A 16,237-nucleotide genomic window follows, 5' to 3' on the forward strand; every position below is an offset into this window, starting at 1 on the left:
AAGCGCCCTGCCCGCAAGGGACAGAGCGCTTTTTATCATGTAAAATTATTCAGCCTTAGTGCTTAAATACTCATCCATTGCCTTCTGCATGGAATCCTGTGCTTCCTGCGGAGTCATGGTCAGACCGAACACTTCCTGTAATCCATCAAGATGAGCAGTTGCAACTGCCGGCGGCAGATACTGGTCATACCAAAGCTGGATTTCCGGAGCGTTATTGGCTGTCTCAACAATCTTTTTGGCAACCGGGTCTGTGATCTTCTCTTCGATTCCTTTTACTGGCGGAATCTTTCCTTTTTCAATCTCAAAGTCAATAACTTCATCAGAGAGATGTGCCTCTGCGCATTCAAATGCTGCTGCCAGCTTGTCGCCTTCACAGTTGAATGTGATGAACTGGTCACCTACTGTACCGATCTGGATGGTAGCGTCTGCATCAGAGCCTTCAATTGCCGGGAATGGGAACCAGTCAATTTTCTGATAGAAGTCTTCACTGTCAGAGGAGAAGGTACCTGTATACCAGGAACCGCACAGGAGCATGCCTGCAGTCTCCTGATACATGAGCTGTTTTGCCTGTCCGTCATCCTCACTCAGAGAGTTTACACCTTCCGGGAAGTAGCCTGCATTCACCCATTCCTGGATCTTCTCACCGGCTTTGATGAAGCAGTCATCTGTAAATTTGCCTTCGCCTGCAACTGCTTTCTGGAATGGTTCCAGTCCGCCGTAACGTGCTGCAAGGCTCATGAAGTACATGGATCCTGTCCATTTAGAACCGTTAGCTAGGGCAAAAGGAGTAATGCCGTTGTCTTTGAGTGTCTTACAGATATTCTCTAAGTCACTGAGTGTTTTCGGTTCTGAGAGGCCATATTTTTCAAACATTTCCTTGTTGTAGAAAATACCTGCAAGGGATACATTCTGATAAGGAACTGCGTACACATGGTCATTGTATGTAGCCTGGGAAACAGCGGCATCCATGAGTTTATCCTTGATATCAGATGCATTGAACAGGTCGTCGATGGGCTGTCCGAAACCGGAATCTATGTATTCATACATAGGACCGCCGGACCAGTTGGAATACATATCCGGGCACTCGCCTGAGCTCATGGCAACCACCAGTTTCTCTTTATAAGTATCGTTCTGTGTCGGCACGGTTGTAACGGTATAGCCTGATTCTGTCTCGGAGTTAAATTTGTCTACTGCCTTTGCAATAACATCTTTGTCCGGGCTTTCTGTACCGATATTCCAATAAATGATCTCCTTGCTGTCATCACCGGACTCTTTCTTTGCTGTTGTGTCTTCCCCTGAGGTTTTACTTTCGCTTCCGCCGCTGTTCCCTCCATCACTGCCGCATGCCGCCAGTGTTGCTGCCATGAGTGCGGTCATAGAAAGAGCAACCAGTTTTGTCATTCTTTTCTTCATTTTTTTCCTCCTTTAAATGAAATACATATGTTACTTTACGTGTAACCATTCAGTAGGTCTGCGCATTTACTGCGCTGACCGTAAGAAAACGTTCAGAAGCCAAGTAAAAATCCCATCACCACAGGCGATTCTGCATGGATATTTGCTTGTAACTGTGAATGCACTGAACAGTTATCTTTATGTCTTATATCATAGTCCACTTTTGAACTAATAACCATAAAATAAAGTGTCCTCATTATATAATATTCTTACCTGAAAGGCGGATTATTTATATATTTTTTCCAAATCTTCCTCTGACAAAACAGAAAAAAGAGAAAAAGCCGACAATGAAATCCATCCATTGCCGGCTTTCTGCCGAAAACTCATCTTATTTTTGTATCAGCCTTTATTCCTCGCCGTGGCTGCTGTTATACTCATCCATTGCTTTCTGCAGTTCTTTATTGGCCTCTTCCGGTGTCATTGTGAGACCGAATAATTCCTGACAGGTATCTTTATGTGCCTCAGATACAACCGGCGGCAGGTACTGGTCATACCAGAGCTGTACAGAGGACGCATTCGTGGCGGCCTCCAGGATCTGCTGGCTGACCGGATCTGTGATCATGTCTTTTGCTTTTTTGACCGGAGGAATCTTGCCGTTCTCTACCATGAAATCCAATTCCTCATCATCAAAATAGTAGCTTGCCATCTCAAACGCCGCATCCAGCTTCTCACCTGTACAGTTAAATGTCAGGAATCCATCCCCGATGGTACCTATGATGATAGAAGCATCCGCTGAGGAGTCATCAACTGCCGGGAACGGGAACCAGCCCAATTTGTTGTAGAACTCTTCGCTGTCCTGTTTAATAGTTCCGGTATACCAGGAACCGATACAGGTCATGGCAGCTTTATCCTGATATAAAAGCTGTTTGCCCTGTCCGTCATCCTCACTCAGAGAGTTCACACCTTCCGGGAAATATCCTTTTTCGACCCACTCCTGAATCTTCTCCCCAGCATAGACAAAGCTCTCATCCTCAAAGGTTCCCTCGCCGGAAACTGCTTTCTGGAAAGGTTCCAGACCGCCGTAACGGGTAGCCAGGTTCATGAAGTACATGGAGCCTGTCCATTTGGAGGCATTGGCCAGTGCGAATGGGGTGATCCCGTTCTCTACGAGAGTATTGCATACTTTTTCCAGCTCGCTGATGGTTGTGGGCACTTCCAAATTATACTGCTCGAACATATCTTTATTGTAATAAATACCGGAGATAGCCACATTCAGCACCGGAAGTCCATATACTTTTCCATTGTAAGTTCCCTGTTCCAGAGCTGCGTCCATAAGTACATCCTTCAGACCGTATTTTTCGATGTACTCATCAAGAGGCTGACCGAATCCTGCTTCCACGTACTCGATCATAGGACCGCCGGACCAGGTCTGATAGATGTCAGGGCATTCACCTGAGCTGACAGCCACCACCAGTTTTTCCTTGTAGGTATCATTCTGGGTGGGAACATAGGTCACCTGATAGCCGGTCTCTTTCCCTTTGCCGTCATTGTATTTGTCTATCGCATAATTCCAGATACTCTTGTCCGGGTCTTCCGTACCGTTAGCCCACATGATAATTTCTTTATCCCCGTCCTTGCTGTCGGAGGATGTGGCGCTGTCTTCTTTTTTGCCTTCCTCTGTACCGCTGCTGCTGTCCCCTCCATTGGAACCACACGCACCCAAAGCTGCCGCCATAAGTACGGACATGGATATGGCTGCCAGTTTCATCATCCTTTTTTTCATATTTCGTCCTCCTTGTATTATATAATATATACAATTCTTATGGACTTATCATAGCATTCATTGTGCGTATTTCCCATTAAAAAAAGTGTTCTTCTTCTATAATATTCTTACATCCTGGCTCCTTGTCAGGCCATATGTCTGTTATAAAAATATATGGTCATTCCCGCAAACAGCGGAATTTCCACCGCCAGAGCCACAGGTATCACGAACGGTATCCAAAATGATACCCCGCCCAGATAAAGGAAATTGAAATCAAACAATTCATAGAAAAAGCTGCTTCCCAGACCAAGCCCTCCTGTGGGCAGTATGCAGCGTATCCAGCCGGCCAGATTTCCGCTGCTCATCTGTCCGATAATAATGGGGAGCAGACAGAGGACCATGCCTGCGATGACTGCTGCCTGAACACTCCTGCATATAGATGATATCACCAGTGTGCACAAAACTGCAGCTATAATGGTAAGGAAACCAACCCCGGCTCCCACTAAAAGCATCTGTCCCAGGTTCATATCAGGCAGACTCACTGCTGAGTACACCATCTGTATGGAGTTTTTCATACATTCCGCGCCAAATATGCTTTTCATAAGAAACAGGTATACAGCAGTTCCTGCCGCCACCGTGGCTGCAGATATGAAAAACATAACGGTTAATCTGGTCGCTGCCAGCCGCCTTCTCCCATATCTGGTACACCGCTGTATATCATCTGCTTTTGTCTGATAGTCAGATGAAAAAGTCGGCGCTGCCAAGAGCACACAGATAAATTCCAAAAGAAGAAGATAAAGGATCAGATAGTCTCCCGCATCTTTGTTAAAGCCGGGGTAATATTCATAGGGCTGTTTCACTTCAGCGTAAAGGGCACTGGCTTTTTTTTGGGCATCCGGGTGCTTCTTCTGTTCCATGTTCATAAGACTGTTCAGACGTTCTGTACACTGTTGGTAAAACTGTCCGGCATTTTTAGGGTCTATCTCCATGATATCCGGCGCGATGCCTGTTGTTTTATCCGCATTTACCTCCCGGACAACATGGATCACAGCCTCAATGGGCAGAATTTTTTCATTATATACATTGAGAGGAAAATCTTCACCTGACGTAGGGCCATACTCATTTACACAGGCCTGATAGGTTTCCAGTGCCGCCTGTATCTTATCCGGTGTTATGGTTCCTGCGGATACTGCCTGCTTTTCTTTTATGATCTCTATGGCTTTTTTTCCGGTTATGGTTATCTGTTTCCCGCTCTCATCCAGATAGGAATACTGCACAAAACTCATGGGAAAATAGGCCATGATAAGAGACAGCAGAAGCGCTGCCGCCAGAAGGAAGGGCACAGTCCTTGTCTTCATAATTCTTTTCCATTCCGCTTTTATCAATCCCATTTACTCCACCTCCTTTTCAAACCGGCTCTCCGGAAACAGCCAGAGATACAGATCCTCCAGTCTCGGCACCTCTTTTACGGAATCCGCGACTTGGGGCTTTTCAGATAAATATCTGATGGAAACCTGTCCGTCCGCCTCATTTTTCAGATTCACGATCTGCAGTTTTCTCTCATACTCTGCAAGCTGTCCCAAAGGTACCATACCTGTCCAGACCTTATCCTCCACCATGGTGACCAGCTCCTCTGTTGTACCGGTTGCCAGTATTTTTCCGTCTTTCATCACTGCGTTGCATGTGGCAATATACTCCACATCGGAGACAATATGGGTGGATATGAGCACGATCCTGTCATGGGAAGCAAATTCTGAGAGCAGATTACGGAACCGCACACGCTCCCCCGGGTCAAGGCCGCTTGTGGGTTCATCCAGAACCAGCACCTCCGGTTCATTGAGCAGAGCCTGGGCAATCCCCACCCGGCGCTTCATTCCCCCTGAAAGCTTCACGATCTTTTTCTTCCTGACATCCAAAAGTGTCATCTTCTCCAGAAGCTCTTCTATCCTTCTTTTTCCTTCTTTTTTCGTCAGTCCTTTCAGCACTGCCATATACTCAAGGTAGTCCTGGACCGTAAATTCAGGATAAAAGCCAAACTCCTGCGGCAGGTAGCCGAAAATATCCCTGTATTTCTCTCTCAGCACCTGAATAGAAATACCGTCATAGAGCACTTTCCCTTCCGTGGGTTTCAGTATACCAGCCACCATACGCATGAGCGTTGTCTTTCCCGCTCCGTTGGCACCCAGAAGTCCCCATACCCCGGGCGTCAGCTTCAGGCTCACCTGACTGACTGCTGTCTTGTCCTTATATTTTTTTGATATCTGATCTATGGTCAGTTCCATCTTCTTCCTCCTTATCTCATTATTGCCATATCTCCACTGCTGTTTCCATTCTGTCTGCTCTGCGGAGCTGGCGGATATCCCACAGGACTGCCACTGCACACACTGCCATCCATCCCTTCTGAAACGAATGCTCATAAAAACCGTGGCAGTAATAATACATCAGCAGGAGAATCACCACAGTTCCTATCCCTGCCCCAAAGCAGGCTCTCAGTATATATTGCATTTCCACATGCACAGCAATGGTCATGTAAATACTCCCCAGTACCAAAAAGGGCATCAGAAGATATAGTAGCGCAACGCCCGGATTTCCCCCCATACCAACCACTGAAAATAAAAACAGCAGTACCAGCATCAGGAAATCCCCTGCGCTTATGATCATCAATCGGGCAGTCAGCAGACGATTAGAGGAAAACCTGGAGACCTGTTCTGTCTCCGCCATCTGATAGCGCCGGGACCTGGCAAGCATGGGCAGAGAGGGAAAGAGCAGAAACACACTGGCAAAACACAGCAGAACCGGGAGATGCCGTCCCCACAGATATCCCATATCACCACGATATAGTGTATAAAAAAATGCATAGACTGTCATCAGAGCAGCCGCCTGTGCTCCCCACGTCCTCCAGCCCATGAATCTGACCTGGCCTGCCATGAACTGCCAAAAGGAAATTCTCCTGTTTCCGGAAGCGGCGCGGTATTCCTGTCTTGCGGCCAGCATAACAGCTCCTCTTCCACTCTCTTCTATATCCGGGTCAGTCCTTTTTTGCAGACTTTGCCGCATCCTTTCCTCTATGTCAGATTTTCTCATACGGAATTCCTCCTTTCTCCAGCTCCTTCTTCATTCTCTTCAATGCTGCCCGCAGTCTTGACTGTACTGTTCTTACAGGCAGATCCAAAATCTGTCCGATTTCCCTCATAGTCAGGTCATGGGCATAGCGAAGATATATGATCTCTCTCTGCTCTTTTGGCAGTTCTTTGATCAAAAGTATAAAATCCATCTCTGTCTCTGCCCTTGAATATCCATGCTCCAGGCATTCCAGAGTGTCCGGTATCTGTTCCTCCAGGCGTTTTTTTCTCCACATATCTACACACGTATTGGCTGCCACCTGGTATAAAAAAGCGCGGAATTTGCCCTTGTGCACATAACGGTCCAGATACCGCACGGTTTTAAGGAATGTCTCCTGAACGGCATCCTCTGCGGTCTGCCTGTCTTTTGTGTGACAGATGCAGTACCGGAGAATATCCGCGTAGTACAGGGATATCAACTCATCCAGGGCACTCATATCTCCATATTCCAGTTTTTTTAATAGTTTGTCTTCACGCGTCAAGATTTCCTCCTATAGGGCGTCCCCTGCTTAATATAACGTATCAGGTGCAGGAAAATGATTCAGCTTTTTTTATTTTATCAAAAAAAGGCCAAAAAAAGAATGCCTGTCTGCATGATACGATGCAGACCTGCATTCCTTTTTCGTAACTGTTCAGCGCCCTCACTGTTATGAGCCAAAATCCATTATCTTCTTTTCTTTTTAGCAATTACTGAAGCGGCTATGACTATTACTGCCGCTCCGGCACCCAGAACAGGTAGTAAGATGTCAGTGTCATCCCCTGTCTTGGCTGATTTGGAAGTTGTTGTGCCGCTGCCGGACTTTTTAGCCGGAGTCGTTGTAGGTGTGGTCCCTTTATTTCCGCTGCCGCCGGTTCCGTCATTTTTATCGCCGCCCTGGCTGCCGTCGCCGCCCGGATTTTCGGTATCATCACCGCCCGGATCCTGGTCGTCTCCACCCGGTTTATTGTCGTCGCCGCCCGGATTGGGATTTTCACCCTTTGCTTCCACTGTAATAGAAGCAGTATGCGTTTCATTGTGTCCTATATTGCCGCTGTCTCCTGCCAGTTCCTCAATATCCACCCGGATATCCGCTGTATCGCCAGCCTTTACGCCCTCTGCCAACTGAAAAGTCATATCAAGCAGACTTCCATCTTCCGAAAGGGGAGCTGAAGAGGCAAATGCCGCCACAATTTCACCCTCATCCTTGTTCCCGGTCAGACAATCATTGATCTCACATAAGGCCCCGGACAGCGCACCTCCGGCGCTGTCCGCAGTGAGGACAAGTTTGGATGCATCGTAATGGATACGGATCTTTCCATTGGTCACTTCCTGGGCGTCTGTGATCTCACAGTTCACCTGAACCTGACTGCCCTCCTGTGCCTTACCTGGGTTTAACGCGATTTCTGTTCCACCTGCGGCCCAGACAGGCATTGCCTGTACAAACAGAAGTGCACTCATACATAACATTGCTATTTTTCTGGTTCTCTTTTTCATATAGGTTACCTGCCTGTTCTCCTGGATTTTCCTCTAAAATTTAGAATGTTGTGATCTTCTCTGCTGCCATCTGAAGTATTCTAGTCGCGTCAGTTGTGTTGGTCTCATTATCTGCATTCACATCACCGATGAGGATCTGCTCTTCTGTCAGTTCTTTGAGTCCTACACTGTACTGCAAAAGCAGTGCACTGTCTGCTGCATTCACAACACCGTTCAGATCCACGTCACCGAGAAGTCTTACTTCTTCTACTTCTTTTGTAAGTTCTGCTACTGCTGCATTGATCTCATCCTGAACTGCCTCCAGATCGTCATAGACAATCTTAGCTTTGTCAAAGGCTTCCTGCAGACCCTCAATACTTCCTGCCAAATATCTGCCTGAATTGTTGAGGATTTCCTGGGCTTTTGCCATAACGGTCTCCAGTGCTGCCTTATTGCCTTTGAATACAAGGCCTGTAATGGCTTCTTCCAGTGCCTGACGAGCCTCTCTCGCTTCCTGACCTGTCAGTTCTGTATTGGCTGCTGTCTGTCTTGCTGTTTCGAGCTGGTTCTTAAGTCTTTCCACAGATTCTGCTGTGTATTTGCCGGAATCCTTCAGGATAGTTTCTGCCTGTGCAATGACCGCATGCAGGCGGGCAAAATCCTTATCTAACATCTGAGATACTGCGGTGAGCAGATTCGTGGTTGCCTCATTAACTGCAGTCTGTCCTGCCTCTACTTCATCCTCACCGTATTCGGTATCTAATACAGTCTTGGCTGCCTTTAATGCGTCTTTTACTGCCTGGGCACTGCCTTCTGTATAGCGTTCTTCTGTGGCCGGATCCGCGAGGATTGCTTCCGCTCCCTGAACAGCGGCTTCCAGACCAAACTTCTGTACACCCGGTTTCAGAGATGTGATCGCGCTTATCAGTTTACTAAACGCGTCATCCACCTGTCCCTGTGTTGTCTCAAGGCTTGTCAGAATCTCATTCGCCTCAGTAAGAGCCTCTTCCACTGCTGCCCAGCTCTCCGGTGAGAAGGACTGGCTGCCGTTTGCAAGGTTCTCGGCCATGGTAATGGCTAATTCCAGGCCCTTGGTATCTACTGTAAGCTTAACCTGTACAGTAAAGGATGCTGTCAATACAGTTTCTCCCTCTGTATAAGTCACCGTGATTTCTTTCGGTCCGATCACACTGGAATCAAATCCGGTGGTGGTGTATTCATCTGCATTCAGCGGCTTTGATTTTCCGTCATTATAAACGGCTTCTACCACGATACCTTCTGCGTCGAATTCATCGCCTAACAGATAGTCTGTCTTGGCATTTTCTGTATTGACTGTGATGGCTTCAAGGGTGATCGGTACCAGCACATCTTTTGCGTTGCCCAGGGCTACAATGGCATCGGTAATCTCCTTCTGGGATGCTGCATTTTCCACAACCGCCTCTGCCGCTGCAATAGCTTCCTGGAATTTCTGGTAGCTGTCCGGTGTATAACCGTCAGCCTCAATGCCCTTCATCTCCTGAATCAGGGCTTCCAGACTGGATGTCTCAAGCTTCTTGAAGGTAACTTCCAGAGTATGGTCTTCAATTACATATTCAAATGTAACTTTGTTATTATCCACTGCTGCCGGTTTGCCATCCACAAGAACTTTATCAACCGTATAACCTTTATTCGGTTTGATGACAAATGTTTTGTTTGTCTCACGGTCTACAGATACATCACCTGTCTGGCTGACGGTTCCGTTGTCACCTGCTGTTACGCTGATGGTATGTGTCGGAACTTCATCACCGTAGTATACTTCTTTTACGGTAATTCCGTGAGCTGCTCTTCTTGTCTGCAGCGTATACTGTCCGGGTTCTGTGCTGTAAGGAACATTGGACGCACTTCCTAATTCTGTCCCGTCATACCACAGAGTCAGGTCATATAATCCTACTGCTTTGCCGGCACTCGGTACAAATTTGAATATAATTTCATGCTCTTTATTTTCAGTAAGCGGATGACCTTTGGTAAAGTCACCCCAGCCATTTTCTGCCGTTTTATCATAGAACCAGTTTCCGCCGCCTGCATCATACCCGAACATGATTCCGCTTCCGACTGTAAACAATGTCTGGTCTGCTATACTGTCTGTGGTAAAGCGGATACGGAATATCCCCTGATTGATAGCGGAGGCATTCATATCCTTAGCAGTTCCGTTACCTCCGATAGATAATAACATACCCTCATCCGTAAGCTGTCCGGAAGCATTTGTATATTCAAAGTTTGCTTCATCTGCTATTGCAAAATCCTGATAATAAGTATCATATTCTGCCACGTTAACCGCTTCAGTAAATGCCTTCATAGCTGCTTCCAACTTCACATATGCTGTTTCATATTCAGCCGCTTCTTTTCCGTCCGGAACTGCCTTTGCTTCATCGATGGCTGCTTTGAATGTATCGACTGCTTCCTGGGTGTATTCGCCAGGTTTCGGTCCAACCACTGCCGCATTCAACTGTGCTTCCGCATCCTGGATCAAAGCACCTAAATCTTCATGCGTAAAGTTATTCGGTACATATGTGATCACTTTTTCCAGAGCGGTCACATGGCCTTCCGCATTGCTGAAAGATACATTAACAGTTACCAGTTTTCTTGTTGCTCCCTCTTCTGCCGTAAAGGTTACATTCATAAGTTCCGCAGCCTTCTTGAATGCATCCTGTTTTTTGATTCCATAAGAGAAACGAACCGTCTTGGTTCCGTCCTCATTGTCTGTCACTGTCGGCTCTGATGTTTTCAGAAGCGCCTCTTCGTTCAATGCGGCACTGTCTGTGTTTAAAGTGATCTGAGCCGGGTCATAAGTATATTCCACAACTGCATTTCTGTATTTGTTGAATATATTCTCCAAGCCAACATTTACCTGGTAGTCATGGTTTCCTTTATCCTCTGTACTCACTGTTGCAGCCGGGCTTCCTGTGATCTCTTCACCGTATACTCCCAGCTCTGTCATGGACATTCCCCATTCGTTCGCGTTGCTAATGGAAACAATGGCTACATACTGAGCCTCTGCCGGATCAAATTTTACAAGATTCAGTCCCGGATAAGCGCTGTTTACTGTCTTTACAGTATTCCAGGAATTTCCGTCTGCAGATACCTGTACCTCATAATCTGTGGCATAAGCGCCCGGTGTCCAGTCAACCGCAACTGTATCTACCATATATTTCTTTTCCAGATCTATGCTGATCCACTGTCCGCTTCCCTGTCCGCTGCTGTAGCGTGTGGACTGGCTGCCGTCAACCGCGTATTTTGCTGCCATGGAATCTGCTTCCTGACCGCTTGCGTCTGCCGGTTTGTTAAGCGCCAGATTCTCGCCTGTTATTTCCTGATAAGGTTCCACGATAACTGCGTTGACAATGGCTTTTCCTTCGGATGCTTTCAGTCCGATATCAATGAGGCCGTCTTTTGCCTCTGCCGTAACAGTGATATCGTATGCTTTATCCTGTTCCGGAATGGTGAAGCCTTCTTCCACAACAGAACCGTTGACACTCACATCAAATGTTCCGGGTGTGAAATCATCTGCGCTGGTATCATTAAAATACAGTTTTACTCTGTAGATTCCAGGCGCTGCTTTGAATTTGTATCCAAAGTCTTCGCCGGCACGTCCGCTCTTAAGTGCAGTTCCAAGACCTGCATCGGGTACAGGCTTCTGGCCGCTGAGGCTGCTGTTAATCTCCTCTGTTCCAGTGGAACCATTTGCATACCAGCCGCTTCCTGTCACTTCAAATTCCGCATCCTCAAACAATCCGTCATGGTTGCCCATATTGGAGGTATCGGAATTACCTGCATCCAGTCTCATATTCACTTCTGACATTACAGCCATATCTGCCGCGATACCATTCAGAATAGGATTCGTCATTGTTCCGGCTTCTTCACTGTATGCGCTCTGAAGCTTGATCGTAATAACACCGCCTGCAGGGTATACAGAGCCGATTTCGATAACATCTGTGTCACCGGATAGGGTGTATCTCTCTTTTACCACTTCACCGTTGACCAGAACGTCAAAAGTACGTCCGGCAATATCTTCCATCTCAGAAACATAGAGTTTCAGATTGTGGGCAGTATCTGATGCATAGACCTTGTACTCAATCGTATCCGCGGTAACACCTGTGGCATATACACCACTTCTGCTGCTTGTCAGTCCGCTGTATTCATCCACATAACCGGATAATTTTTTATTTGCGTCATAAGCCTGGTCTGCACTGAATCCGTCAATGGCATCTCCGCCCACATTATAGGATTTGGAATGCTCCTGAAGAATAAATTTCCAGTCAGTACCTGCTGCTCCCAGAGAAAGAGTTCCGTCATTATTGCAGACAAGGAAGTCATCCCCTGATTTTAACTGATGAAGTCCGTTCAGCATGTCAACTGCTGTCCAGACAGTAGCATCTTTTTCTGTCAAAACTGCTGCGCCGCCGTCAATGTTCAGATACAAGTAAGCATTGCTCTCTGTATCCCAGATCTTCACTTTATAGCCGCCGCCTGCGTTTTCCATAACGAACTGGCTGCCTGAAGCATTGACTTCCAGGCCGTCTTCTCCGCTGGCAAGATATTCTCCGCATTCCGGATCATATACTTTATATCCCGCGTTGCTCTCAAGGCTGAAGTCCGCGCCTTTTACGCCAGTCATCTCCATAATACCGATATCTGGAGCACCGTCATAGAGAGGATTGCCGAAGAAGTCGGTCTTTGCATTTCTGTCTGAGGTGTAATCCCAGAGTCCCATGTTTTCCTGGCTAGTTGCCGGAACTACATTGACATACACACCATTTCCGATAGCCGGTGAGCCATCCTTCAGCGCGTAGGCTTTCAGGGATTCCCAATCGGAGACTGCTGACATACCATCCTCACTGATCACTGCGCTCTGGCCGCCGCCCGGATTTTCAAAGAGCGGGTCTGCCTGGATCGCATTAGGGATCTCACCAGGATCATGGATGCCGCTGGCCTCATACACCAGGTTCCCTGCCTGCTGCAGGTAGGAGTTCTTCCAACTGTCAGCCGTTGTATCCGCACTTCCCCATTTACTTGTCACTTCTTCATTGTAGTTATAGTAAATGTTGTTGTACATATGCCAGTTGTAAGCGCTTCCCATTGCGGAGCCGCCGCCGTTGCTGTGGTTGAATACCCAGTTGGCGCCGTCGTAATAGAATACGTTATTGTAAATATAGCTGGCGGAATTTGTATTTCCCGCTCCGTGACGCCATGCAAGACCGTCATTCTGGCTCACATTATAACGGATCACATCTGTGTTGTTGTTTCCCATCATAAGCATAAAGCCCATAGGCGTGTCATGGCTGTAGTTATACTCGAAGATAGTACCTGCACACCAGTAATCACTGTCATAGGAACAGCCGTCCTGATTGTAAGCAGGTCCGTCAAAGCTCTCGTTATAGCGGAATAAGGTATCAAAGGAGTTCCATGCCCAGATACCCGCATTGGCACCTTTTGCACGCATGGCCTGTCCGTTTACTACGTTATGCTCAACAACTGCTCCCTGAGCTTCACAGACCAGAATACCGTCACCGCCGATGTCACTCAGATAGTTGCCGACAATATGAAGGCCTCTCTGTGCCTGGCCTTTATAGCGGATGTTGTCATGACGCACACCGTCATTGGCTGAGTTGTTGTCCGCGTCATTGTTGGGATCGTATCCGGTTTTATTCGGATCATTGTTTTTGAACTGATCCAGGTCTGAGAGGCGGATCGCCTTGATACCTGTACGGTCACACTGGTCAATTCTGTTGTTCTGTATCGTCACACCGTTAAAGTAAGGATAAACGCCTGCCTTTGAGCTGAAAATAACTTCAACGCCGATACCGCCGTCAACTTTGTTCACACCGCGGTTTTCATTTCCGTCTACATCATGTACATAACAACCGTCAATAACGATGGTATTGTACTCTTTGTCGTCCTCTAATGTTTTGTTTACAGTTTCCCGCTCATCAATGGTAACGTGAATGCCCAGACGCCTGGGAACAACATCATCACTTCCGGAATTCAGATTGTTTTCATCTGCTGCATCGCTTGTCTCATTGAATGCGTCATCATTGGTCACTTCCAGTCCTGTCACATATGTATATTCCATGTTCTGGATCAGGACTGCCTCTTTATAGCCTGCATATTCAGGAACTTTAACACCAGGGATATCGCTGTCGATCATATTGCCGGTTCTTCTAAATCCTCCCGCATTGATAACAGGCATACTTCCCTCGCCGTATGTGTCGATCACAATTGGTTTCTCCTGGGTTCCTGTTCCCTTAGGCGCAAGCTGCTGGTTGTCAAAAATACTGCCTTTCTTCAGGCTGATGCCGTCTCCCGGCTGCAATTCGATGGCGTTCACTTTTGCCAGTGTCTTAAATGGTTTTGCCTCCGACCCGTCTCCGCTCTCATCACTGCCGTTTTCACTGTCCACATGGTAAACCGTTCCTACTGCCTGGGGAATCTCCTCTGTGACTGCAGCAGGTACACTTCCCTGGTCTTCTACAGCCGCCTGTATATAGACTGGGAAATTTACCGAAGTGCAGACAAGAGCCGTCGCCAGCGTAGCACCAAACGCCCTGTTCCATCGCTTCCATGATTTCATACATTGCTCTCCTTCCAAAAGAATATTTACGCAATGAGCTTCGGCACACTGTTTTTATGAGTTTCCGTCATTTTACCAGGCGCCGCATTGCCGTGTCTCCTATTATATCTTACATATCACCATAAATTATTACGAATTCTACCTGTTTTTCGTCATTTTCGACCATTTATATTTTTATAGGATGCGATAGTACAAAAAAATAGATATATTGGGTAAATTTTATGCAAACCGTCCACAGTCACAATAAAAAAAGACATTTACGCACCTTATTATCAGGCACTTAAATGTCTCTCTTTTACAAATATGAAAATATTATATTTAATTATTTTCCTTCTATAGCATCCTTCACCGCCTGGGTCAAAGCCATTTGATCCGGTATCTCCACCACTGCTGCCTCTGCCATTTCTTTCAAATGTTCCTGGTATTTATTCTCCAGAACAAGATTTTTAGCAGATGTCTCTATATTTTCATAGTCCTCATTGTCAAAGTAGTCCGGGTCTGCATCATAAACTGCCCTGGCCTCCTCATCGGATGCGGTAAGCTCTTCTTTATTGATCAGCTCTCTTTTATTCTGGAGAGAGAGATTCTCGTTGAAATAATCGTAAAACTGGTCTGCCGTGTACTGTGTCATTCCAAATACAGTTTCATTATTCCCCTTTTTCTCTTTTCTGTCCTTGTTTTCCTTTTCCATTGCTTTTATCAGGGAGGGATAATCAATGGCATCCGCAAGACCATTGTCCATGGCCTCCTTCTGCATGGTCTTGATGGATTTCATCTCTGCAACCACTGCGTCTGCCAGATATTCATAGCCGTTTTTTCCTTCCACCTCTGTATCCCAGGTGAATTCTGATATGTCAATCCCAGCCTTCTCTGCTATTTTCTCCCTCTGATGTAATTTGATCTTATTGACAACGCATGCCACCTCTTCCCTGTAAACCGGCTGTCCGTCAACGGAAAATACTGCTTTCTCTGTTCTGCCCTTCACAAAAAATATGACTGCTGCCGCCAATGCCGCAGCCAGGACCACCAACAGAAGCACTATCCATTTCTTTGATGATTTTCCGCTGTCTTTCTGCATTTTACCCATTTTCTCTCTCCTGTGTTTTTATTAGCCAATCAATCGAAGACCTTCATTCTCTTTTGCAGCGTCCAGCAGGACACTCCATATCCGCAGAAAATAGTTCTGCGCCTGCTCTCTGTTCTGCACTTCAATCTCCATCTCTTCCGCCTCTGTAAGACAGTCGTACAGCGCGTCCAGATTCCCCCCATAGTAATCCGGGAACTGCATTTTTTCCTTCAGATATCTGTGTGCTGTCTCCTTCTCATCCATATATAACGCGTCCAGGACTATCCTCATGGATTCTCCTCTCCATACAAAAGCTCAAAAGTTTCGTAGTGATCCTCCGTGTAATACACAAGGCCGTCATCTGAGTAAATGATCCGCTTTGCCCCCCGGTAGCCTCCGTCACTGTCAATGTCACATTCGTAATACTGCCGTCCCTCTTTTTCCGGCAGAATTCCTTCATAATTGCCGAATCTGTCCCCACCGATACTCTTGCCCGGCGCAGCTTCTGACAGATTGCCCTTACTGCTGACCCATCCGGCGTTCTTGGCTTCTTTCTTCGTGATAAAGTTGTCCGGAAGGTGTCTGAACTGATGGATATAAGCCGCCACATCCTCCTTTGAGGTATAGCTTCCAGACTCCTCAAGTGTCTCTGCATTCTGCTCTGCCTCTGTGTTCTGCTCCTCCTGTCCGGACGTCTGCTGTATGTCTATGTCCGTCTGGTCTGCGCTTTTATCTGTAATGCCGGTACATCCGGTCAAAAGACAGAGCAGCAGTGCCAGAATGCCGCATATATATTTAAATTTATGTCTCCAAATTTGAACCATATTTGATACCC

General features: G+C 46.8%; 11 protein-coding genes. All 11 read right to left on the reverse strand.

Going from position 1 to position 16,237, the window contains the following annotated elements:
* Window positions 1-45: 45 nt before the first annotated feature.
* A complete protein-coding gene (locus BLCOC_RS23960) occupies window positions 46-1,413 on the reverse strand; it encodes an extracellular solute-binding protein (protein ID WP_029471232.1) in 1,368 nt (455 codons plus the stop codon).
* A gap of 385 nt (window positions 1,414-1,798) precedes the next feature.
* Window positions 1,799-3,175, reverse strand: a complete 1,377-nt coding sequence (locus BLCOC_RS23965; RefSeq protein WP_029471233.1) for an extracellular solute-binding protein — start codon at window positions 3,173-3,175, stop codon at window positions 1,799-1,801.
* A 125-nt stretch (window positions 3,176-3,300) separates the two neighbouring features.
* Window positions 3,301-4,545: an ABC transporter permease gene (locus tag BLCOC_RS23970; protein ID WP_115623577.1), complete on the reverse strand. Its 1,245-nt coding sequence runs from the start codon at window positions 4,543-4,545 to the stop codon at window positions 3,301-3,303.
* A complete protein-coding gene (locus tag BLCOC_RS23975; protein ID WP_115623578.1) occupies window positions 4,546-5,436 on the reverse strand; it encodes an ABC transporter ATP-binding protein in 891 nt (296 codons plus the stop codon).
* Between the two features lie 19 nt (window positions 5,437-5,455).
* A complete protein-coding gene (locus BLCOC_RS23980; protein WP_029471236.1) occupies window positions 5,456-6,238 on the reverse strand; it encodes a hypothetical protein in 783 nt (260 codons plus the stop codon).
* Window positions 6,225-6,758 (reverse strand): RNA polymerase sigma factor, encoded by a 534-nt coding sequence (locus BLCOC_RS23985; protein WP_115623579.1) that lies wholly within the window; start codon window positions 6,756-6,758, stop codon window positions 6,225-6,227. The genes BLCOC_RS23980 and BLCOC_RS23985 overlap by 14 nt, the downstream gene beginning before the upstream one ends.
* Before the next feature lie 182 nt (window positions 6,759-6,940).
* The gene (locus BLCOC_RS23990) at window positions 6,941-7,750 is read right to left on the reverse strand and encodes a cohesin domain-containing protein (protein ID WP_115623580.1); all 810 of its coding nucleotides are present in this window, start codon (window positions 7,748-7,750) and stop codon (window positions 6,941-6,943) included.
* A gap of 40 nt (window positions 7,751-7,790) precedes the next feature.
* Window positions 7,791-14,336, reverse strand: a complete 6,546-nt coding sequence (locus BLCOC_RS23995) for a discoidin domain-containing protein (protein WP_115623581.1) — start codon at window positions 14,334-14,336, stop codon at window positions 7,791-7,793.
* A 322-nt stretch (window positions 14,337-14,658) separates the two neighbouring features.
* Complete coding sequence (locus tag BLCOC_RS24000) at window positions 14,659-15,423, reverse strand: hypothetical protein (RefSeq protein ID WP_115623582.1); 765 nt, start codon at window positions 15,421-15,423, stop codon at window positions 14,659-14,661.
* 21 nt (window positions 15,424-15,444) lie between these two features.
* Window positions 15,445-15,693, reverse strand: a complete 249-nt coding sequence (locus BLCOC_RS24005) for a barstar family protein (RefSeq protein ID WP_018593204.1) — start codon at window positions 15,691-15,693, stop codon at window positions 15,445-15,447.
* Window positions 15,690-16,226 (reverse strand): ribonuclease domain-containing protein, encoded by a 537-nt coding sequence (locus BLCOC_RS24010; protein WP_115623583.1) that lies wholly within the window; start codon window positions 16,224-16,226, stop codon window positions 15,690-15,692. Before BLCOC_RS24010 ends, BLCOC_RS24005 begins: the two co-directional genes overlap by 4 nt.
* Window positions 16,227-16,237: the final 11 nt, after the last annotated feature.

The organism is Blautia coccoides, from assembly GCF_034355335.1.
GTDB lineage: Bacteria > Bacillota > Clostridia > Lachnospirales > Lachnospiraceae > Blautia > Blautia producta.

Excerpts from the sequence above, each read along its gene's own strand:
- BLCOC_RS24005 (WP_018593204.1), bottom strand. The coding sequence starts at position 15,693 with ATGAGGATAGTCCTGGACGCGTTATATATGGATGAGAAGGAGACAGCA.
- BLCOC_RS23990 (WP_115623580.1), bottom strand. The coding sequence starts at position 7,750 with ATGAAAAAGAGAACCAGAAAAATAGCAATGTTATGTATGAGTGCACTT.
- BLCOC_RS24010 (WP_115623583.1), bottom strand. The coding sequence starts at position 16,226 with ATGGTTCAAATTTGGAGACATAAATTTAAATATATATGCGGCATTCTG.
- BLCOC_RS23965 (WP_029471233.1), bottom strand. The coding sequence starts at position 3,175 with ATGAAAAAAAGGATGATGAAACTGGCAGCCATATCCATGTCCGTACTT.
- BLCOC_RS24000 (WP_115623582.1), bottom strand. The coding sequence starts at position 15,423 with ATGGGTAAAATGCAGAAAGACAGCGGAAAATCATCAAAGAAATGGATA.
- BLCOC_RS23970 (WP_115623577.1), bottom strand. The coding sequence starts at position 4,545 with ATGGGATTGATAAAAGCGGAATGGAAAAGAATTATGAAGACAAGGACT.
- BLCOC_RS23980 (WP_029471236.1), bottom strand. The coding sequence starts at position 6,238 with ATGAGAAAATCTGACATAGAGGAAAGGATGCGGCAAAGTCTGCAAAAA.
- BLCOC_RS23960 (WP_029471232.1), bottom strand. The coding sequence starts at position 1,413 with ATGAAGAAAAGAATGACAAAACTGGTTGCTCTTTCTATGACCGCACTC.
- BLCOC_RS23975 (WP_115623578.1), bottom strand. The coding sequence starts at position 5,436 with ATGGAACTGACCATAGATCAGATATCAAAAAAATATAAGGACAAGACA.
- BLCOC_RS23995 (WP_115623581.1), bottom strand. The coding sequence starts at position 14,336 with ATGAAATCATGGAAGCGATGGAACAGGGCGTTTGGTGCTACGCTGGCG.